Below are 18477 nucleotides of genomic sequence, written 5' to 3' on the forward strand. Positions count from 1 at the left end.
CAGCCGATGATCCGGCAATAAACAAGAGAGCTCTCTAGTGGAATAGGGGAGGATGCACCCTGTCATTACGATGGAACAATCGAAAATTATCTCTCCCGCTACTTTTCGTCTCCGTCATTTGTATCGTTGCTCTACAGCTGCCTATCGCAGCAAAGGCGGCGCCTGCGGATACTGACTCCTTGCAGGCGATGATTGATCAAGCACGCCCTAACGATACCGTTATCATCCCGTATGGTTTGTACAAAGGTCCGATCCGCATTACCAAGCCGATTCAATTGGTAGCCAATGATCCAGTGAAGATCATCAATCCGACCGAGGAAGAGGCAACGCTCACGATTGAAAGCGACAATGTGAGCGTGCAAGGAATCCATATCGTGGACAAGCGAATCAACAGTGACGTAGCCGCTCTTGTCATCCGTGGCGATCAAAACTTCCTGGAGAATGTCATCGTTGAAACGAAAGGGATCGGTATTCAATTACGGCAAGCAGACTACAACACGCTGTATAACGTTCAAGTCATCGGAAAAATCAAAGGTGATGGCAGCCCAACGACCAGTTCTGGACATAATCACGGAGCACAGCCTGAAGTAAAGCCAAAGCAAACGGAAAAAGCGAGACGAGGAAACGGAATTGACGTGCGTGAATCGGATCATAACCGTTTCATTAAAAATCAGGTGACGAATGTCGAAGATGGCTTTTACGTCGAAAATAGCGATCGAAACCATCTGGAACAAAATCTGGTGACGAGCTCGCGGTACGGCTATCATTTCATGGGCACCTCTGATACGACCGTCATCAACAACATTGGAATGGAAAATGTGACAGGCTCCCAGCTTATGGAGTCGCGCAAATTGACGGTTACCGGGAATCAATTTTTGAAACAGCAAAAAAATCCTGGTTCGCAAGGAATTCTTCTCATTACCGTACAGGATACGCTGATTGCAAACAACACGATTGAGGGGAACCGCGTTGGACTATATTTAGAGCAATCATCCGGAATTACAGTCAAAAACAATTTACTCAGTCTCAACTTTATCGGCATGCAGTTTTTGTCCTCTTCTGACAACGTATTAACCGATAATCAATTCGTCTCCAACGTCATCCAAGCGCAAGCCCAGGATAGTCAGAACAACAACTTAAACAAAAACTACTGGGACAATCTGCAAGGACTCGATGTGAACGGGGATTCCCGCAGTGATTTGCCGTACGAGATGAATCCTTTTTACCTAGGTTTGACCGATGCGGTTCCTGCCTACCAGTTGTTTTTCCAAGCCCCGGGATTCGTGTTTCTGGAAGGCTTGTTTACAAGTGGGGCCGGTTCAGCAATCAAAGACGCATCTCCTTTAATGCAACCCTCGGACACCGTGTTACTTGAATCCGGGGAAACGAGCAGTTGGGGTGCAGGCATTCTTGGACTTATTTTGTTAGTAGGAAGCTGTTCCATCATTTATATAGGAGTGAGAAAATCATGAACAAAATGAAAAAATGGGGTACAACAATCGGAGCAATTATCGGTATTAGCCTGCTTATGGTCGGCTGCGGAAGCGAAGAGCCGAAACCTGTGGATGTCGCTGAAGGCGTAGACAAATGCGACCTTTGCAAAATGCATGTCCCTAACGATCACAATGCTACTGAAATCGTCTTAAAAGATGGAAAAGCACTGAAGTTCGATGATCTCGGCTGCATGAACAACTGGATGAAAGAGAATGGAACCGATAACGTAGCTGTACAATTTGTCCGCGATTACTACACAGCAGAATGGACAAAAGCAGAGAAAGCTACCTACGCTTACGACAAAGACTTCAAAACGCCAATGACATATGGCATCTACTCTTTCAAAGAGAAGTCTGCTGCAGACAGCTTCGTTGCGGAACAAAAGAAAGGTATTGTCATGAGTGCGGATCAGTTGAAAAATCATAGCTGGGAAAATAGCATGAGCAAGCACATGAACAAAGACGGTCAGTCTTCCGAAGGTCAGCATCATGGCGGTCACGAAAGCAAGCCAGCCGATCACGGCAGCAATAGTACTACCCCAACCACACATAACTAACAGAGGGAGTGGAGTCTTTGCACATCAATCTGATTGCCAAACGAGAAGTGAAGGTAGGCTTTCGCAATCCATGGTCCTACTCGTTTATGGCTCTGTTCTCCCTGTTTAGTTTGGGGCTCTTGATTATCCAATCGCAGTCCTACATGAAGGGTTATACGTATACGACAGGTACCATGCTGAATCTGATTTTGTATTTGCTGCCACTGATGACGATGCTTCTCTCCTCTTTTTCCTTGACGGCGGAAAAAGAAGAGGGAAGCTGGCAGCTCCTCTCTACCTACTCCATGACGACCTTTTCGTTTTTGGTGGGGAAATATTTGGGACAAGCACTCGTGTTGGTTGCGATCGTCAGCTTCGGGTATGGGTTGTCTGGTGTAGCTGGTATGCTGTTAGGAAAAAGCTTTGCATTCTCGACACTTTTGTTTTTGCTTGCCTTTTCCATCTGTCTCATTCTTTTATTTTTGGGAATTGCCATGCTGATTGGCGCCATTAGTAAAAACCGCTGGCAGGCTTTGACGATGGGGGTCAGCATCTGGTTCTTCTATATTCTGGCATGGCCTACTCTTCTCATCTCTGTGCTCAGCTTCGTCCCGTATACATGGATCAAGCCTCTGCTTCAGCTCGCAACGTTTCTCAACCCAGCGGAGTTTGTACGAATCTTTTCCGTTGCCAGATTAGGCGGTGGCTCGATCTTTGGACCTGAGTACTACAAATGGGTGTACTGGGCTGATTCTCCGCTTGGTGATCTCATCTTTGTCACACTCAGTCTACTCTGGATCAGTGCGACCTTGTTCATAGCCATCCGGGTATGGGAAAGAAGGTAATGTTAATGAATACGTTAGGACTTACCATCGACCAGGTTACCAAGGAAATCAATGGGAAAACAATCGTCCACCCATTCAGTATGAACATTCCACCCGGTCAGGTCGTCGCCCTATGCGGCGGGAACGGCGCAGGGAAAAGTACGATTCTGCGGATGCTGGTCGGTATTCTCCCGCCTTCTTCGGGAACCATTCAGCTCAACGGGTTAAACTGGAACGATAATCGCGTAGAGTATCTTCAAGAAATCGGTTATATGCCGGATCACTTTACGTTTTCTGCCGGACTAACCGCGAGAGAAACGCTCGAGTTTTACGCTTCCCTGCGCAATCGCACCGCCGAAGAGGCGCATCGGCTGCTGAAAATGGTGGGACTGCATGAAGTGAGAAACAAACGGGTGTCTCAGTTCTCCAAAGGCATGCAGCAGCGTCTCTTGTTTGCCCAAGCGATATTGGCAAAGCCTGCACTCGTTGTTCTCGATGAACCGACCAACGGACTCGATCCGTATTGGATGGATGCATTTGTCGATCTCGTGCGGGAAGTAAAGCTAGCGGGTCAATCCGTTCTCTTTACGACACACCAATTGCAGGTGGCAGATGCGGTAGCGGATCGGGCAATTTTCTTGATGAATGGGAAAATCGTGCGTGATGGGTCGATAAAGGAGTATCAGCAGCAGTACGGGGCAATTGGTTTGTATGGTGCCTTTTCCGAGCTTGTGAATCAGGCAAGGGCATGAATAAAAAACGCGGGAGATTTGATCGTTTAGATCGACTCCCGCGTTTTTGCTATTTATAGCGCCTTCGCTTCCATATAAAAGACCGATAAAAACTTTTTCACACTAATCCGGCACTTCGTCGTTTTTTCGCCCGCCTCCAGCTCTTGCATCCGTTGGCGAATTTCTTGAAAGTCAAACAGTCGTGGTGCAAAGTGTTCAAAGGTCGGGTTGGCATAGTCGGTCAACCCCAATGAGGAAAGATGCGTAAAGGCTTGTAGGACCATCCGGCGAATCCGTTGTTCCATGGCACGCACCTCTTTGGTAATGCCATGCTCATTCAAGCTAGCATGCACCTTCAGCAGAATTTGTGTGTACAGTTCCTTGAGCTGCAATTCGTGTAGCTTGTCTCCTTGCCGCTCATCCTGTACGAGCCATTCCATGATCAATAGCAGATCGGGGGCCCCGGCTTCACCTGCGATCCCTAGCTGCAACAGCAGCTTTCTCGCTTTTTGTGCCAAAATATCCTGATCGGATGACTGACTTTTCAAGCCGCTGGTATGTGGTTCTTTTGCTTTGACATCGAGGATTTGTAAGGATTTGCGGATGGTTTGCAGAGAGGCCTCCAGCGTCAAGTAATCCGATACCCGCTTTAACACAGCCATGACTTCGAGGCGGTTGATCGGCTTTTGAATAAAGGTATCAATTCCTTGCAAATAAGCCTCTCCGATCATTTCCTTGTTCTCCACCTGTGACACCATAATGAAGCGGCCCGCGAAACCATCTGCCTGCAACTTTTTGATCGTTTGGATGCCATCGAGTCCCGGCATTAACAAGTCGATCAAAATGACATCGACCCCATACAGCTGATCAATCGATACGTGACTGCCGTCGCTGGCTTGTCCTACAATTTCACCCAACCCGCTGTCTTGAATAATCCGTTCGAGCATGCGGCGCACTACGGCATCATCTTCAATTAAAAAGAAACGTATCATTACTTACACTCCCTCCTTTCCGAGCAATTGGTCAGTCGGAATTTGCACTTCTAAGTGCGTCATTTGCTTCTGATCAGGTAAAATCCGCAGGCTTCCTTGTAGGCTTTGGACAATTCCTCGGGCATGCGTCAGTCCAATTCCGGTAGATGCATTTCCCTTTTCATCGTATTTCGTCGTATACCCGGGCTGAAACACCCATTCCTGCTCTTCCAGCGGGATTCCCGGACCACTGTCAAGTACACTGAATACCAGATGACGATGAATCAGCTTCACATTCAGCTCAATCCGTCCCGACGTGGGAATCGCCTCTACTGCATTGGCAACCAGGTTGTTTAGCACGGAGAGCAGCGCATAGATTTGGCTGGTAGACAGGTTGATGTGACAGCTCCACTCGATTTGAATTTCCTTTCCCAACATCTCGGCGTACTTCTGATTCGCCCGAGCAACCAGCTCACACAGCTCTTTGATCGGCAGCTGTGGTGCTAGTCCCTCCTGATTGATTAGCTTGGAAATGCCCGCCAGCATCCGTTGCGAATCTTTTTTCACTTCATGTACATTCTCGGCAATCGCCAAGGCCGTCGGGGATTCTGCATGCTCCGAGGTGAGCAGACGTCTGTAAAGCTGGTAGCTCTCGCGCGTGATTTCCTCCAAATGCGTCATCGATTTGCGCAAGTAAAAGGCTTCTTCATACAGCTCCGTATTGATCATCCGCAGACGCTCCAACTCTTGCTGACGCACCTCTCCCACTGCCCGCAACTGCCTGATCGAAAAGCTGTTGTACAGACCAACAGCAAAAAAGCTACGCAAGACCCCAAAGAAGAGAAGCATCAAAAAGCTCTGCCAAGTGATCGGCGGAAAATCAGTGAAATACTGTCGCACTTGGATCTCTACCACATTGGAAATGAAATCAATAGATGCACCTATCAGCCCTAACCATAGAGGAAACTCGCGATACCTTCGCGCACGGAGCAAATAAAACAGAACCGTAAAGCTGAAATAGAAAAAGGCGGAGGGAAGATGCGCAGCCACACTCTCCATGTATGGACGGTACGCAAAAAAGACATCCATTCCGACGCGAAATCCGAAGATAAACGTCCCTGTAAAAAAACCTGTCAACAATACAGGTACGGACGAAAACCACAGCAATCCGAAAAAGAAAGCAGCGATGCCCAAAGAAAAACGAAAAGACCCTCCTACCGGGTTTACCTTCATCTCTCCAAAAAAAGCAGTTGCCAGCATGATAATAAACAGGATCAAAAGGCGTTCTCGCATAGCTGCTCCTTTCACACGGAAAAAGATCTCCTATTCTTATTTTACTAAGAATCGGAGATCTGCAAAGATAAAACGCTTACGCGTGCTTGTTTTCCAGTCGCTTGGAGACGACTGACAGCGCGTAGTTGACAACAAAATACATCACTGCCACCATTAGGAAGGTCGGGATGACGTAGTTGACATTGCGTCCGTTAATGATTTGCGCATGGTTCATCAGCTCTGGCAAAGCGATTACGACAGCCAGCGACGTATCCTTCAGGAGCGAAATGAATTGGCTCACAATCGGCGGAACCATCCTTCTGAGAGCCTGTGGAAGGACAACATGCCACAGTGTCTGGACATAATTCAGACCAGAGGAACGTGCAGCTTCAATCTGTCCTTTTTCGACCGAATTTAAACCACTTCGCACGATTTCCGATAACATCGCTGCTTCGAAAATAACCAACGCCAGAACAGCGGCCCAAAACTTGTCCAGCTTGATTCCCACTTCCGGGAGAGCAAAATACGTAAAGAAAATAATTAACAAGAGCGGCAAATTGCGAATCAGCTCTACAATTGTCCCGAGAACTTGTGAGACTCCGGGAATTTTTGCGTAACGCACAACCCCTACGATAATCGCAATCGTAAAGCTGAAGACAATTGACAAGAAAGCGACCTGCAAAGTGACCAAAAAGCCTTCGAGCAGGAAGGTCAAATGACTGGGCGCATATGCTCCGGTAAAGTCCATGATGTCCCCTCCTCCTTAGCGGCTTCCAGCCAAGCGTCGCTCCAAATAACTGACGAACGCGCTCAACGGAAGGGTCAGAATCAGATAAAAAACAGCTACAAAGATGTACACATCAAAGGTAACAAACATATCAGCGGCAATTAGGTCTCCAAAGTACATCAGGTCAAGACCTGCAATCACACCTAATACCGAGGAGTTTTTTACGAGATTGATAAACTGGTTGCCCATCGGCGGGATCACGACCTTGATCGCTTGCGGCAAAATGATATAGCGCATCGTTTGTCCGTACGTCAATCCCGAGGAACGAGCGGCTTCTGTCTGTCCTTTTGGAATTGCCTGAATGCCTGCACGTATCGTCTCCGCGATAAATGCTGCGGTATACACTGTCAAGCCAAGCGTACCTGCAATAAAAGGCTCCAGTACGATACCAATGGCCGGCAAGCCCACAAAAAAGAGGAAAACGACGAGAATCAACGGGATATTACGCACAAACTCGATGTAGGCCGTAGCGATCCACTTGAGTGGACGAATCGGAGAAATCCGAAAGATCGCAAAGAGCGTCCCTAGTACAAAGCTCCCAACGAGAGCAAGCAGGCTCGCTTGCAAGGTGTTCCAAAAGCCTTTGAGATACATATCCATGTGATCAAACAAGATAGAAAAATCGATCATCTCTTATGCGATCCTCCTTGTGTGCAAAATTCTGTTGGGGATATAAGGGAATGAGCGGCAGAGTAAACCGCTCATTCTTTATGGAGTCGAACCGCATTATTTTTTAGGTTTTGTTCCGATCCATTTTTCGTAAATCTTGTCGTATTCACCGTTTTCTTTCATTTCTTTCAGCAGATCGTTCACGGTTTTCACGAATTCAGCGTCACCCTTGCTGATTGCAATACCGTATGGCTCTTCCGTGAAGGTCTCTTCTGTTACACGGTAGTTCGGGTCTTGCTTCGCCATACCGTATAGAAGAGCGTTATCAGTTGTCAGCGCGTCACCTTGACCAGCTTTGAGTGCTGTGAAGGCTTCCGCGTAGTTTTCGAATTCAAGTACTTCTACATCAGGAGCACTCGCTCTGATATTTTTCGCAGAAGTAGAACCTTTTGCGGTCACGATTTTCATGCCTTTTTGCATGTCTTTCAGACCGTTGATTGGGCTGTCCTTTTTCACCAAGAAAGATTGACCTGCCAGGAAGTACACATCAGAGAAGTCTACTTCTTTTTTACGGTCTTCTGTAATGGTCATCGTTGCGATGATCGCGTCAATTTCTCCGTTTTTCAGCATCGGAATACGCGTTTTAGAGGTTACTTCCTTCAGCTCAATTTTGTTTTCGTCCCCGAGTACTTTCTTTGCGATCGCTTTCGCAATATCGATATCGAAGCCTTCTACATTTCCGGTTGCCGGATCTTTCAAGCCGAACAAATTCAGGTCGTACTTCACGCCGACTACGAATTTGTCTCTTTCTTTGATTTTTGCCAATGTGCCTGTACCTGCTGCAGCTGGTGTACCTTTTGCGCCGCCTTCTGTTGTACTACCCCCACCACAGCCTGCCAACGCAGTTGCGCTCAGCATCAGAACGAGACCCATACCTGCTACCTTTTTCCACAGCTTGTTTGCTTTCATCTGAATACCCCTTTTCTCTATCGTTTTCTTTTTTTAGTGATTCAAAATCCGACTCAAGAACAAACGTGCACGTTCTTCACGCGGACTTGCGAAAAACTCCTCTGGTGTCGAATCTTCGAGAATCGTGCCCTGATCCATAAACACGATGCGATCTGCCACTTCGCGGGCGAAGCCCATTTCATGCGTCACGACCACCATCGTCATGCCTTCCTTCGCCAGCTTCTTCATGACATCGAGCACTTCTCCGATTGTCTCGGGGTCCAGTGCAGAGGTCGGTTCGTCAAACAGCATGATTTTTGGTCGCATAGCCAGTCCGCGCGCAATGGCTACGCGTTGCTGTTGCCCGCCAGATAGTTGCGTTGGGAACATTTCTGCCTTTTCCGGAATCCCTACCTTTTCCAAATAGTAGAGAGCCGTTTCTTCGGCTTCCTTCTGCGATACGCCCAGTACCTTAGTTGGTGCCAGCGTAATGTTTTGCAGTACGGTCTTGTGCGGGTATAGATTGAAGTGCTGGAACACCATGCCGATGTCCCGACGCAGCTTGTTGATATCGGTGTTTTTATCGTTCACTTTCACCCCGTCTACCACTAGCTCTCCGTCTGTAACCGTTTCCAATCTGTTGATGCAGCGAACCATCGTGCTTTTACCCGATCCTGACGGGCCAATGACCACGACGACTTCTCCCTGGTTGATATGCAGGTTGATGTTCTTGAGGACATGAAAGCTTCCGTAATGTTTATTGACTTGATGAAAACTAATCAACCTTAAATCCCCCTTGCTCTATGTCTTATTTTGTATACTAATGTCGAACTACTCAAAACTACTGAAAAAGACAAAGAAAAGTTTTTCTGTTTAAAATTTTCTAATAACACACAATAAAAAAACGAAGTGAACCTCCCAAGCAAATGGGAGCCAATATATTATGTAAGACCTGAATGGAGGCCGGCCTATGAAAGAGGAAAATGTAAAGCCTTGGCTCATCCGGATGCGCCAAGGAGAGGAAGAAGCTTTTCAAGAAGTCTATCGAGCAACTCGCACGTACGCCTACAATCTGATCTATTTTCTGGCGCCACACAAACAGGATGTAGACGACATGATGAGTGAAGTGTACGTAGAGTTGATTCGAAGCATCGACAGGTACGATGTCGAGCAGCCCTTTATCCCATGGTTCAACGGATTGATTGTGCGGCAGGTTCGCAACTGGAATCGGAGTATTTGGCGAAGATTCCGCCTGCTGGAGCGGGTAAAGGAAAAAGGCTACGAAGCACCTGTTGCAGGTATGGAGGATAAGCTGGGGACGATCAGTGATGAGCTGGAAGTCATTCCTGCCGTAGAGAAATTATCCTTCAAGCTCAAGGAAATCGTCGTACTGCGTTACTATCAGAACTGTTCCTTGGAGGAGATTGCCGCGATTCTTCAAATCCCGCTCGGAACGGTGAAATCGAGACATCACTTGGCAATGAAAAAGTTGAGAGAGCATTTTGAGCATCGAATCAATCCTGAGGAGGCATCTTTTCATGTTCATTGAAAAAAAGCTGAGAAATGAGTATGAGTTGGCAGCAGAGAAGGTCCACATTGATCCTGCATTGGATAGCAAAATCGAACGATTAGCCAAAAAGGAGTTCGCTGGCAAGCGGCGTTTGCACACAGGGATGCGCTTTCGTCCAAAGCTGGTACATGTTGCAGCAGCATTCGCCCTGACTACTGGTTTTGGTTATGCGACACACAGCTTGTTGTACAAAATGGATGAAGGCTCTGTCCGTATGGAAGTTCAAGCACGTAAGGATTTTACATTGACGCAAATAACCCCTAAAGAAATACGTCTGGAATTGGCAAACGTTGAGAACAAGCTGGCAACAGGCGAAACCGCTCTCGTCTATTTCGCAGCGCTTGCAAAAGAGAATCACCCTCTCTTTCAACAAAACCCCATGATCGGCATCGAAAAGCCGGATGTGGTGAAAGATTGGAAGGCATGGACGACCGTCCTTAGTGAAGAAGCCTCTCTCTCACACGCCATGCCACAACAGCTTCCTGACAGCTTTTCCTTCCTTGAAGGCAAACAGGGTACCCCCTACGGTGTCATGATGGGTCAAGAAGGACAGCAGTGGCTGCATGAGCTTCAAGAAGAAAGCAAGGAAACAGGTAAAAATGTCGTATGGAAGGTCGTTCCACAAGCGGCTTCTCCTATCAAGGCGTATACCAGTCTGTATGAGAACGAGCAAAAAGAACGTATCTTTGTTACGGTAGAGAAATTCCCGAAAGAACAGCTAGATGTACAAGTGAGCACACCAGAAACAACGAAATACGACGCAGTAACTGTCAGCGGAAAAAAAGCGCATTACACGAAAAATGACCAGTTCTTGTTTAGTGAATCCGGTCAGTATCAAGAGCTGTCTTGGTTGGATCAAGATGGAGAGCAACCGATTATGTATCGTATCGCTACCGATTCGCCAACCGTTTCCAAAGAAATGCTGCTCCAGGCTGCAAAAGCAAGCCAGCAGTAACAAACGAAAAGCCAGTCCTCTCTTGCTTTGTCTTCGCAAAAGAGGACTGGCTGCTTTTTTGTTTTCGTCACAAGAGATTATCCCCGCAGGCGCAACATAACCGGATGGTCAGACAGCATTCGCATAAACCTTGTTGTTTTGTAAAACAGTAAGCATTGACCACACTTATTTTCACATAGGAAAGCTGGCTGAAAATCTCTTGGTTTTAAACTGGAAGTAGAGGAGAGTAAAAAATGACTCGATTTTTAATCAAAACTGCTGTAAACGGCATTATTGTTGTCGCCTGTTTATGGTTGTTTACAAATGCCTCCTGGACATCCGCTATTTTAACAGCACTCGGCTTGACCGTCATTGCTTATCTGATTGGCGATCAATTGATATTGCGTGCAACCAATAATGTTACGGCCACGATTGCAGATGCAGTGATCGCTGCTATTTACTTATGGGCAGTTGCCAGATGGATGAATTGGCCACTAAGTCTTGGCGAGTTGATCATTACGGTAGCCCTTTTAGGTGTGGCAGAATTTGTGTACCATCGCTTTTTGGGGATATACGATCATAATCGTATCCAGAAAGAGCCCGGAAAATAATTCTCCTCTTCCTTTGAGGGGATAGATCCCATCCCCCTTGTAAACCTTATCTTTGGGTTACATCACAAAGTAAGGAGAACCCGAATGGATATCAAAACTCTACTGAGTACTGGGAGGACATTAATGGGTATTTTATCAGGCAATCCGCAAAATGAACCGATGCATTATGGCGAGGTTTTTGGAGTGTGGATGTATCTGTCAACGACAAAGGGCTTGCTCGCGGGTTATCAAACAGCGCTCAACCATACTGGTGATCATGATCTGAAAAGCTTCCTCGAAGACATTACGCGAGGCATGAAACAAGAAGTGGAACAGCTGGATGAATTGCTCAAAGTGAATGGGATTGGATTGCCACCATCGCCACCGGACCGCCCTGTAGCGAATCTGGAAAGCATTCCGGCTGGTGCTCGCATGAATGACCCAGAGATCGCTGCCGGTGTTACAAGGGACATTGCAGCCGGATTGGTGGCCTGCAGTCAAATCATGGCTCAATCCATCCGGGAAGATATCGGGATGCTTTTTGGTCAGTACCATGCTGCAAAAGCCCAATTTGGTCTCAGATTGCTCCGCATTTCAAAAGAAAAAGGCTGGTTGGTTCCGCCGCCTCTTCATATGCAAACTCCAGAACTAGTCCATGCCTAAACTGGAGGATAAGCACTGCCTGATGGTAGTGCTTATCGTTTTTTATTTATGTTCGCCTGAGAAATCAGGCCGTTAACGGGTAGCGTGCTCGTACAATTTTTGCGCGAACTCCTCCATCAATTCCCGCTTTGCCAACAGCTTAACCATTCGTTGAGGCAAGCCCTCTACTCCGTAAAAAGCACCTGCCAATTGACCGTAGACAGCTCCCGTCGTATCCGCATCATCCCCGAGATTTACCGCTAGGAACAGGCCTTCTTCGAAAGAACTACTGGAATAAAATGCCCAAAGCGCCGCTTCAAGCGAATCGACGACATACCCCGATCCTTTGATCTCTTTTTTCGTTTTCCCTTTATAAGAACCATTCGCGACTCGGGCGATATCAGGACCAAGCGGTTGCTTTTCCCATAGACCCGCTACTGGAGAAAAAGAATCAGTGAGCAACTCCTCTTTCGAAATACCCTGTAGAGCCCCCAGAAGCAATGCCCCGAAAAACCGACAGCCGTCTACTGCCTTTGCCGTCGCGTGTGTGGTGCGAGAACTTTGCGCACAGTAATCAATGGCGAGCTCTGGTTGATTGGCATAATAGAGTGCGACAGGTGCTAGCCTCATAATCGAGCCATTCCCTGCCGACATCGGATGATCCGATCCGCTGAATGGATTTTTTGTCTGCTCAAAACGCCACAGCGCTTCTTTGGTGATATTCCCGATATCGAAGCAGTGATCCTTGCAGCTCATATAACCCTCTCGAAACCAGGCTACATATCGGTTCATCTGGTCAACCGGATCGAAGCCGTTCTGCGTAATCAAGCTCTCAGCCAGACACAGCGCCATCGACGTATCATCCGTCCATTCTCCCGGCTTTAAATCGAACGGTCCTCCCCCGACCATTTCTGTAAGTGGCTGGAAGGTACCCGGTTTGCGAAATTCTAACGTAGTACCGAGTGCATCTCCAACGGCTAATCCTAGCAAACTCCCAGCAAAACGATCACGCAGTTCCACAGCTATCCACACCTTTTTCAGAATTATCTGTATCTATCAAACAAAGCATCTGGCAATAACATTTTGACCGACAAATTGTTCGCCCAATTCATCTGTCGCTACCTTTTCTTCTGTGCTCGCAAGCGTGATAATCTGCGGCAAAACCAGCTTGTAACGGTCCTCCATCACGGTTTCAAGAACGTACTGTTCCTCTTCGTCCCACAAAAGAATTCCTGCTAAAATTCTGGTCTCCACACAGATCCCCTCCATTTTTTTCTCTTTTGAATATGTACGAAAGACGGGTACAATGACCCGCCTTCTAGTGCCTTACATAATGTGTAATGTGTATACTTACTGCTCTTTTTTCAGGCGTGCATCCAGAACAAAGTTGCCGAATGGCAGTAATGAAGCGATAAAAGCCCCAATCACTTTCAAGAAAGACCACTTATTGGTTATTGTAACATGTGCCAGCGCCAAAATATACAGGACAAAAAACAATCCATGAAGCGAACCGGCAATTTTAACTGCGGCCGGGAAATCCAAAAAATACTTAAGCGGCATAGCAATCCCGAGAAGTACCAAATACGAGACACCTTCGATCAGGCCGATGAGACGGAAGCGTCCGAGGGCAGAGTTCATCATGTGCGGGTACCATCCTTGCCATTGAAATTACCACTATTATAAACGAAAAACTATCATAATGTTGAAAATAGTCCAATGTTCATAATAAATTCAAAATCAACGGCCCCAAGCTTCTTCTCGGATGCGTTCCATCCAGCGCATCTCTGCGTGCAAATGCTCAACAGCACCGATTAGAATCGCTCGTGCTCCCCAGCTAAGCCTCTCTCTTTTTTCCTCCTGGATCGATTCCAACAATCCAGCTAACCGTCTTACCTCCTGGATATTAACTTCCAAGGCCTCATCCATTTTTTGTGGATCACCATACGAAGCAAAAGTCAGAGCCGCGTAGATCGGATTGGTCAGCTGCATCGGTTTTTGCAGTTCTTCCAAGAGAAGCTGTTGGAATTGCTCTTCGCCTTTTGGCGTGATCCCATACATCTTCTTATCTGGGCGGCTAGTCTCACGAATGACTTCTTTGACCTCAATCATCCCGCTCTTTTCCAGTTGGTCGAAAGCATAGTAGAGGGAGCCCTTGGCATATTTCATGTAACAATCCATTCCCCTAGCCTTCACCTGCTGCTGAACCTCATAGGGATGCTTCTCCCCTTCCATCAGCAATCCCAGAACAAGCAATCTTAGACTCATGACGATTCTCCTCTATCCGCGTTCCGGTTTCGGTGCGGCAGGCGATTTCCCCAATGCCCGATCATTTCCCATCAGCAAAATGCATACGAGAGCAAGTACAGCAGGAACGAGCGCCCACATAAACGTATTCGCAATCGAAGAAGCGAGAATATCAATCATTTTATCCAAAACAGGAGCCGGAATGGATTCGCGCGCTTCTGGTGTCAAAATCGCTCGCGGGTCTGTAATGGCATTCGTCATCCCTTGACCCCCGAAGGCAGAGAACAAGCCGTTTTCAAACGAGTTGCGTTGCAAGATCCCAAATACGGTGATACCCAATGTCATCCCCAATGAACGGGAGAAAGAGTTCGTCGAGCTGGCCGAGCCTCTTTGACGCATATCAAAGCCATGAATGGCTGAAATTCCCAAGGTGGAGAAAGAGAAGCCCACGCCAAACCCTGCAATCACCATATAAAGTGTAACGATTGAACGAGAAATCTCAGGCGTCAGTGTACTCAAAAGGAAAATACCTGGGATGAAAAAGACTGCGGACAGAAGCATAATATTGCGGAAGCTGGTCTTCGTCGTCAGAAATCCACCTAGCTGGCTACCAGCAACCGAGCCGAGCATCATCGGTGTCAACAGTAATCCGGCATTCGTCGCTGACCCGCCATATACCCCTTGGATAAAAATCGGCAGGTAAACTGTAGCGATAATGAAAGCAGCTCCATACAACAATGCAATCGCATTTGTCGTGGCAAATAACCGCTTCTTGAACATGGAGAACGAAATAATCGGATCAGATGCCCGCTTCTCGACAAATAGAAAAATCACAAACAACAAGAAAAAGGAAGAGAACAATCCAATAATCTGCATCGAATTCCACGCATATTGATTGCCGCCCAGCTCAAGTGCAAACATCAGACTCACTACCGCACCGACCAGCGTAATCGCTCCCCACCAGTCAATGCTCTGCTTGCGGTATTCCAGTGACTCCTTGTAATACATCGAGATCAACCAGAGGGAAACAGCACCAATCGGTACATTGATGTAAAAGATCCAATGCCAGCTGACATATTCGGTAATATACGCTCCAAGCAAAGGTCCCAATACGCTGGACGTACCAAATACAGCTCCGAAAAGTCCCGTCATCTTTCCACGCTTCTCCGGCGGGAATACGTCAAAAATAATCGTGAAGGCAATTGGCATCAGCGCTCCGCCGCCAATCCCTTGAATCGCCCGATAAATGCTCAACTCAACGATGCTGTTTGCCGTCCCACATAAAATAGACCCTAACAAAAATACGATGAGACCAAATACGTAAAAACGTTTTCGCCCATACATATCGGAGAGTTTACCGAATATCGGCATCCCCGCCATCGTAGCGACCATGTACGCTGATGTCACCCAAACAAACTTATCCATGCCGCCCATCTCACCGACAATCGTACCCATAGCTGTCGCGACAATGGTATTGTCCATGGAAGCCATCAGGAGACCTAGCAGTAGCCCCGCTAACACCATATTCACTTTACTTTCTCTTGCAATCATTGCTTCGCCCTCCTGGGTGGTTAAATCAAAGTACTATACGTTATTATATTCAAATTTGACTACATATCAAAAAGAAATGCTCCTTTTTCTCGGAGCATTGGAGCATTTTTTTCGGTTTATTATCGCCCGAACGGTGACGGGCTAAAGGGGGATGGCTGCTGGGCTTGATTGCCTTGCCACATTTTATACGCCGCTTCCGACATCGGTTCTACAGTCGGCTTGATCTCTCCAGTGAATGGATTCTTATTATAGGGCAGGTTAAACGTCCGTGTCCCGTCGCTCTTACGCATCAAAGAACCATCCGACAGCTCCACCCAACCACTTCCTGGTCCTCCATCGTCTACGACATAGAGGCCGTTATCATCCCAAGCCGGATACGTTGGCACATTTTTTACCGGGGGGCGCGTAGTCTGTTTCTTGACTGGTTTTGTTGAGGCTTTCTTCTTTTGTGTTTTCTTCTTCGGTGTGCTCGTCTTAGCAACTGCTACCGCTTTTGTTTTTGGCTTCCCTTCGCTTTGTTTTTGCGCCGATGCTGGCGCTGGTGCAGGTGCTGATACAGCTACAGGCTTTTCAACCGGATAGGCGGAAACGTTAGCAGCGCGCGGGCCTTGATTAGCCAAGTCCATAGCAGGCTTGGCAGTACCTGCTTTTTGTGAGACAGATGCTGTTTTTGTATCCGTTCGTCCATCTGTTTTTACCGCGTGAATCAATGTCGGCCACAAATAGGCGTTGAAACCTAGTAAAGCGACCATCGAAGCAATACCTACGATTTTTTTCATAATAAGGGCTCCTATGACTGAATGATTAGGAAATAGAGCAATGACTTCTGGCCTATATCAAAATTTTAGTCGATTGGAAGAAAAAAGAAAACACCTTACATAAACAAACTCCTTCTCTTGTTGGTTTTGAGAAGGAGTTTGTTTTGCAGGAGTTTCTCTCATCTGGATTTTACTTTCCCTCATTCAAACATCTAAACGATATCCATATCGTGGAATCGTCGTGATTTGCTGCCCGTAGTTCCGAAGCTTTTTCCTTAATCGATACACCAGCGCATTGACTTCCACCTGTCCGACATCTGGGACATTTTCCTCATTCAGCATTCGCTCTGGCCAGACGGTCAACATAATTTCTTCAAAACTAACGGCCTTGTTCGCCTTTTGGTATAGAAGCTTCAGCAGATCCATGTCTTTTCCGGTTAAAGGAAGTCTTGTTCCGTCGATACGAACTTCTCGTCTCTCCAAATGAATTTCCAAACCTGGCAAAAGCGACGCATTCTTCGGCTGCGTGAAAGGGAGCTCTACTGTATCATCCAGTTTATTGACCTCTCGTAAAAAGACGAGCTCAGCTACCCCTTTTGACAAGCTTATTTGATCCCCGTGACGAAGAATGTGAGAGGAGAAATGAAGCGGCGTCCCGTTTACCTCTGTGCCATGCTTGCTTTCCAAATCGACAATTTTGTAATCGTTGCCGATCCTTTGAAAGGCTGCATGTATTCTCGAAATGTACGGACTGGAAAATGTAATGTCCAGGTGAAAACTAGTCCCCCTCCGCCCGATTGTACAGCGATCCTTCGTGAGATATTTACGCGTGGCAACTTGGCTGGGGTCTCCTTTTTTGACGAGTAAGTATGCACCGTTATCTATCATCTGGCGATCACCTCATGTTGTTGATCTATTACGGTTTTGCAGCCGTCAGTGCGTCAACAGCAATCTTGGTAGCTTCAGCAATGAGCGTATCATCATAAGTAGCGTCCTGCTTATCTCTGCTAGACAACACGGCAATGACAATCGGCTTTTTATTCGGTGGCCATATGATCCCTATATCGTTTCGCGTTCCGTAGCTTGCCGCTCCCGTCTTATCTCCGACAATCCAGTCTTTAGGAACGCCTGCTCGAATCAGCTTGGCTCCCGTCGTGTTGCCTTGCAGCCACTCGATAAGAATCTTCTGCTTGTCAGACGACAGCACATTCTCTACCGTATAGGCTCGGAGGCTCGTTGCAAGTGCTTTCGGTGTGCTTGTATCGCGGGTATCTTCTGGCTTTGCCTCATTCAATTCCGTCTCATAGCGCTCGGATGTCGTCACACTATCACCTATCTGTCTCAGAGCTGATTCAAAGCCTTTCGGGCCACCCAATTCTTTGAACAACAGATTTCCGGCTGTGTTGTCGCTATAGCGAACTGCGGCGTCTGCAACCTCGCGAAGAGTCATCCCAGTCGCTACGTGCTTTTCAGTAATCGGTGAATAAGTAACGAGGTCGTCCTTGGTGTAGGTGATGACTTTGTCGAGCTCTTCCAATGGTTTCTGATGCAAGACTGCACCTGCGGCTAAAGCCTTGTACGTAGAGGCAAAAGCGAACCGTTCATCTTCGCGATAAACAACTGCCAAATCTGTTTCGGTGTCGATTGCATATACGCCGAGCCTCGCACCAAACTGATTTTCCAGTGCAGCGAACTTTAGATCCATTGCAGATGCGGACGTTTCCGTTTTTTCGACAGGCGTTTCAGCAGAAGAGCAACCAGCAAGCGTGAGAAGCGTGAGAAATATTGTTTTCACTGTGAATCCAAACAGTCTCGATGTGTGAACTTTCATGGATGACAAACCTCTTTCTTTGAAAATACAGCTGTAATATTACGTATGTAATACCGTACTACAATTGTAATCAAGTGAATTCACGATAATATTACACGCGTAATCCACTAGTGTCAATCTCCTTTTTCTTGCAAAGCTTTTGAAAAAAAACGCCCTTTCAAGCAAATTGGATACCGGAAATGGTTT

22 protein-coding genes are annotated in these 18477 nt (G+C 47.0%); 8 read left to right on the forward strand and 14 right to left on the reverse strand.

The window, feature by feature from the left end:
* Positions 1 to 179 precede the first annotated feature (179 nt).
* Genes HPY31_RS19110 through HPY31_RS19125 form a run of 4 tightly spaced genes read left to right on the forward strand, consistent with a single transcriptional unit; the run spans position 180 to position 3605 of the window.
* Complete coding sequence (locus HPY31_RS19110) at positions 180 to 1472, forward strand: right-handed parallel beta-helix repeat-containing protein (RefSeq protein ID WP_172142011.1); 1293 nt, start codon at positions 180 to 182, stop codon at positions 1470 to 1472.
* Positions 1469 to 2050: a nitrous oxide reductase accessory protein NosL gene (locus tag HPY31_RS19115; RefSeq protein WP_172142012.1), complete on the forward strand. Its 582-nt coding sequence runs from the start codon at positions 1469 to 1471 to the stop codon at positions 2048 to 2050. The genes HPY31_RS19110 and HPY31_RS19115 overlap by 4 nt, the downstream gene beginning before the upstream one ends.
* 17 nt (positions 2051 to 2067) lie before the next feature.
* Positions 2068 to 2874 carry an ABC transporter permease gene (locus tag HPY31_RS19120; protein WP_012684951.1) on the forward strand — a complete coding sequence of 269 codons (807 nt, stop codon included), beginning with the start codon at positions 2068 to 2070 and terminating at the stop codon, positions 2872 to 2874.
* A gap of 5 nt (positions 2875 to 2879) precedes the next feature.
* A complete protein-coding gene (locus tag HPY31_RS19125) occupies positions 2880 to 3605 on the forward strand; it encodes an ABC transporter ATP-binding protein (RefSeq protein ID WP_172142013.1) in 726 nt (241 codons plus the stop codon).
* 53 nt (positions 3606 to 3658) lie between these two features.
* Here HPY31_RS19125 and HPY31_RS19130 read toward each other — a convergent pair whose 3' ends face one another.
* The 6 genes from HPY31_RS19130 to HPY31_RS19155 all read right to left on the reverse strand — a co-directional run bounded on the left by HPY31_RS19130 (position 3659) and on the right by HPY31_RS19155 (position 8954).
* Entirely contained in the window at positions 3659 to 4576 is a 918-nt protein-coding gene (locus tag HPY31_RS19130) for a response regulator (RefSeq protein ID WP_172142014.1), read from the reverse strand.
* A gap of 3 nt (positions 4577 to 4579) precedes the next feature.
* The gene (locus tag HPY31_RS19135) at positions 4580 to 5848 is read right to left on the reverse strand and encodes a sensor histidine kinase (RefSeq protein ID WP_172142015.1); all 1269 of its coding nucleotides are present in this window, start codon (positions 5846 to 5848) and stop codon (positions 4580 to 4582) included.
* Between the two features lie 76 nt (positions 5849 to 5924).
* The gene (locus HPY31_RS19140) at positions 5925 to 6575 is read right to left on the reverse strand and encodes an amino acid ABC transporter permease (RefSeq protein WP_172142016.1); all 651 of its coding nucleotides are present in this window, start codon (positions 6573 to 6575) and stop codon (positions 5925 to 5927) included.
* A 15-nt stretch (positions 6576 to 6590) separates the two neighbouring features.
* Positions 6591 to 7244, reverse strand: coding sequence for an amino acid ABC transporter permease (locus tag HPY31_RS19145; RefSeq protein ID WP_172142017.1), 654 nt, complete (start codon positions 7242 to 7244; stop codon positions 6591 to 6593).
* Between the two features lie 96 nt (positions 7245 to 7340).
* Positions 7341 to 8192: a transporter substrate-binding domain-containing protein gene (locus HPY31_RS19150; protein WP_012684945.1), complete on the reverse strand. Its 852-nt coding sequence runs from the start codon at positions 8190 to 8192 to the stop codon at positions 7341 to 7343.
* Positions 8193 to 8225: 33 nt separating this feature from the next.
* Positions 8226 to 8954: an amino acid ABC transporter ATP-binding protein gene (locus HPY31_RS19155; RefSeq protein WP_016741740.1), complete on the reverse strand. Its 729-nt coding sequence runs from the start codon at positions 8952 to 8954 to the stop codon at positions 8226 to 8228.
* Between the two features lie 187 nt (positions 8955 to 9141).
* On the opposite strand from HPY31_RS19155, the gene HPY31_RS19160 reads away from it, so the two are divergent.
* The 4 genes from HPY31_RS19160 to HPY31_RS19175 all read left to right on the forward strand — a co-directional run bounded on the left by HPY31_RS19160 (position 9142) and on the right by HPY31_RS19175 (position 11928).
* Complete coding sequence (locus HPY31_RS19160) at positions 9142 to 9720, forward strand: sigma-70 family RNA polymerase sigma factor (RefSeq protein ID WP_172142018.1); 579 nt, start codon at positions 9142 to 9144, stop codon at positions 9718 to 9720.
* Positions 9710 to 10696: a hypothetical protein gene (locus HPY31_RS19165; RefSeq protein ID WP_172142019.1), complete on the forward strand. Its 987-nt coding sequence runs from the start codon at positions 9710 to 9712 to the stop codon at positions 10694 to 10696. Before HPY31_RS19160 ends, HPY31_RS19165 begins: the two co-directional genes overlap by 11 nt.
* Before the next feature lie 233 nt (positions 10697 to 10929).
* Positions 10930 to 11286 carry a DUF2512 family protein gene (locus tag HPY31_RS19170; RefSeq protein ID WP_172142020.1) on the forward strand — a complete coding sequence of 119 codons (357 nt, stop codon included), beginning with the start codon at positions 10930 to 10932 and terminating at the stop codon, positions 11284 to 11286.
* A gap of 123 nt (positions 11287 to 11409) precedes the next feature.
* A complete protein-coding gene (locus HPY31_RS19175; protein WP_172142021.1) occupies positions 11410 to 11928 on the forward strand; it encodes a DUF3231 family protein in 519 nt (172 codons plus the stop codon).
* 72 nt (positions 11929 to 12000) lie between these two features.
* On the opposite strand, the gene HPY31_RS19180 is transcribed toward HPY31_RS19175, so the two are convergent.
* From HPY31_RS19180 to blaBBI, 8 genes are all read right to left on the reverse strand, one after another.
* Positions 12001 to 12927 carry an ADP-ribosylglycohydrolase family protein gene (locus tag HPY31_RS19180; protein WP_172142022.1) on the reverse strand — a complete coding sequence of 309 codons (927 nt, stop codon included), beginning with the start codon at positions 12925 to 12927 and terminating at the stop codon, positions 12001 to 12003.
* Between the two features lie 36 nt (positions 12928 to 12963).
* Positions 12964 to 13161 (reverse strand): hypothetical protein, encoded by a 198-nt coding sequence (locus tag HPY31_RS19185; protein WP_256973702.1) that lies wholly within the window; start codon positions 13159 to 13161, stop codon positions 12964 to 12966.
* Positions 13162 to 13257: 96 nt separating this feature from the next.
* A complete protein-coding gene (locus HPY31_RS19190; RefSeq protein WP_172142023.1) occupies positions 13258 to 13548 on the reverse strand; it encodes a DUF3817 domain-containing protein in 291 nt (96 codons plus the stop codon).
* A gap of 96 nt (positions 13549 to 13644) precedes the next feature.
* A complete protein-coding gene (locus HPY31_RS19195) occupies positions 13645 to 14172 on the reverse strand; it encodes a PadR family transcriptional regulator (protein ID WP_172142024.1) in 528 nt (175 codons plus the stop codon).
* A gap of 12 nt (positions 14173 to 14184) precedes the next feature.
* Positions 14185 to 15702 carry an MDR family MFS transporter gene (locus HPY31_RS19200; protein WP_172142025.1) on the reverse strand — a complete coding sequence of 506 codons (1518 nt, stop codon included), beginning with the start codon at positions 15700 to 15702 and terminating at the stop codon, positions 14185 to 14187.
* Between the two features lie 119 nt (positions 15703 to 15821).
* Positions 15822 to 16481, reverse strand: a complete 660-nt coding sequence (locus tag HPY31_RS19205) for a hypothetical protein (protein WP_172142026.1) — start codon at positions 16479 to 16481, stop codon at positions 15822 to 15824.
* 183 nt (positions 16482 to 16664) lie between these two features.
* Positions 16665 to 17348, reverse strand: a complete 684-nt coding sequence (locus HPY31_RS19210) for an FHA domain-containing protein (RefSeq protein ID WP_172142027.1) — start codon at positions 17346 to 17348, stop codon at positions 16665 to 16667.
* A gap of 28 nt (positions 17349 to 17376) precedes the next feature.
* Positions 17377 to 18291, reverse strand: a complete 915-nt coding sequence (blaBBI, locus tag HPY31_RS19215; RefSeq protein ID WP_172142028.1) for a BBI family class A beta-lactamase — start codon at positions 18289 to 18291, stop codon at positions 17377 to 17379.
* Between the last annotated feature and the right edge of the window lie 186 nt (positions 18292 to 18477).

Source organism: Brevibacillus sp. HB1.3, from assembly GCF_013186635.1.
GTDB classification, from domain to species: domain Bacteria; phylum Bacillota; class Bacilli; order Brevibacillales; family Brevibacillaceae; genus Brevibacillus; species Brevibacillus brevis_D.

Coding starts and splice junctions, on each gene's coding strand:
- HPY31_RS19115 (WP_172142012.1), top strand. CDS start 1,469: ATGAACAAAATGAAAAAATGGGGTACAACAATCGGAGCAATTATCGGT.
- HPY31_RS19125 (WP_172142013.1), top strand. CDS start 2,880: ATGAATACGTTAGGACTTACCATCGACCAGGTTACCAAGGAAATCAAT.
- HPY31_RS19210 (WP_172142027.1), bottom strand. CDS start 17,348: ATGATAGATAACGGTGCATACTTACTCGTCAAAAAAGGAGACCCCAGC.
- HPY31_RS19160 (WP_172142018.1), top strand. CDS start 9,142: ATGAAAGAGGAAAATGTAAAGCCTTGGCTCATCCGGATGCGCCAAGGA.
- HPY31_RS19170 (WP_172142020.1), top strand. CDS start 10,930: ATGACTCGATTTTTAATCAAAACTGCTGTAAACGGCATTATTGTTGTC.
- HPY31_RS19200 (WP_172142025.1), bottom strand. CDS start 15,702: ATGATTGCAAGAGAAAGTAAAGTGAATATGGTGTTAGCGGGGCTACTG.
- HPY31_RS19135 (WP_172142015.1), bottom strand. CDS start 5,848: ATGCGAGAACGCCTTTTGATCCTGTTTATTATCATGCTGGCAACTGCT.
- HPY31_RS19205 (WP_172142026.1), bottom strand. CDS start 16,481: ATGAAAAAAATCGTAGGTATTGCTTCGATGGTCGCTTTACTAGGTTTC.
- HPY31_RS19195 (WP_172142024.1), bottom strand. CDS start 14,172: ATGAGTCTAAGATTGCTTGTTCTGGGATTGCTGATGGAAGGGGAGAAG.
- HPY31_RS19130 (WP_172142014.1), bottom strand. CDS start 4,576: ATGATACGTTTCTTTTTAATTGAAGATGATGCCGTAGTGCGCCGCATG.
- HPY31_RS19165 (WP_172142019.1), top strand. CDS start 9,710: ATGTTCATTGAAAAAAAGCTGAGAAATGAGTATGAGTTGGCAGCAGAG.
- blaBBI (WP_172142028.1), bottom strand. CDS start 18,291: ATGAAAGTTCACACATCGAGACTGTTTGGATTCACAGTGAAAACAATA.
- HPY31_RS19175 (WP_172142021.1), top strand. CDS start 11,410: ATGGGTATTTTATCAGGCAATCCGCAAAATGAACCGATGCATTATGGC.
- HPY31_RS19140 (WP_172142016.1), bottom strand. CDS start 6,575: ATGGACTTTACCGGAGCATATGCGCCCAGTCATTTGACCTTCCTGCTC.
- HPY31_RS19145 (WP_172142017.1), bottom strand. CDS start 7,244: ATGATCGATTTTTCTATCTTGTTTGATCACATGGATATGTATCTCAAA.
- HPY31_RS19150 (WP_012684945.1), bottom strand. CDS start 8,192: ATGAAAGCAAACAAGCTGTGGAAAAAGGTAGCAGGTATGGGTCTCGTT.
- HPY31_RS19190 (WP_172142023.1), bottom strand. CDS start 13,548: ATGATGAACTCTGCCCTCGGACGCTTCCGTCTCATCGGCCTGATCGAA.